This is a genomic window from Alloalcanivorax marinus, assembly GCF_016785095.1.
Classification (GTDB): domain Bacteria; phylum Pseudomonadota; class Gammaproteobacteria; order Pseudomonadales; family Alcanivoracaceae; genus Alloalcanivorax; species Alloalcanivorax marinus_A.
The window spans coordinates 1-735 of sequence record NZ_JAEKJB010000014.1 but is presented as its reverse complement, the minus strand read 5'-3'; the positions used below and the strand labels follow the sequence as shown (position 1 = coordinate 735).

General features: G+C 64.8%; 1 protein-coding gene. It reads left to right on the top strand.

What is annotated here, in order from left to right:
* A partial coding sequence (locus JF515_RS17505) for a maleate cis-trans isomerase family protein (protein ID WP_274380713.1) occupies positions 1 to 735 on the top strand: 735 nt, incomplete at both ends.

Sequence of the window (735 nt, the reverse complement as noted above, 5' to 3'; positions counted from 1 at the left end):
CTATCGAATTGGCCAGATCGTTCCGAGCTCCAACATCACCATGGAGACCGAGATCCCGGCCATGCTCACCGCCCGGCAACTGATCCGCCCGGAGCGTTTCACCTTCCATTCCAGCCGCATGCGCATGAAAACCGTCAGCAAGGAGGAGCTCGCCTCCATGGACGGCGAGTCCGACCGCTGCGCCCTGGAACTCAGCGACGCCGCCGTCGACGTGATGGGCTACGCCTGCCTGGTGGCCATCATGTCCATGGGCCCCGGCTACCACCGGGAATCCCAGAAACGTCTGCGCCAGCGCACCAAGGAAAACGGCCAGGAAACCGAAGTGGTGACCAGCGCCGGCGCCCTGGTCGACGCGCTTAAGGTGCTCAACGCCAAGAAGGTCGTCGTGGTGGCCCCGTACATGAAGCCGCTCACTGAAATGGTCGTGGATTACATCCAGCGCGAAGGCACCCAAGTGCTCGAATACCGCGCCCTGGAAATCCCCAACAACCTGGACGTCGCCCGTCACGACACCGCCAAGCTGCCCGACATCGTCGCCAGCATGGACTTCTCCGATGCCGACGCCATCGTGTTGTCCGCCTGTGTGCAGATGCCGTCCCTGGCCGCCGTGCCCAAGGTCGAGGCCCTGACCGGAAAACCCGTGGTCACCGCCGCCATCGCCACCACCTACCAAATGCTCAAGGCCCTGGACCTGGAACCCGTCGTTCCCGGCGCCGGGGCCCTGCTGTCCGGCGC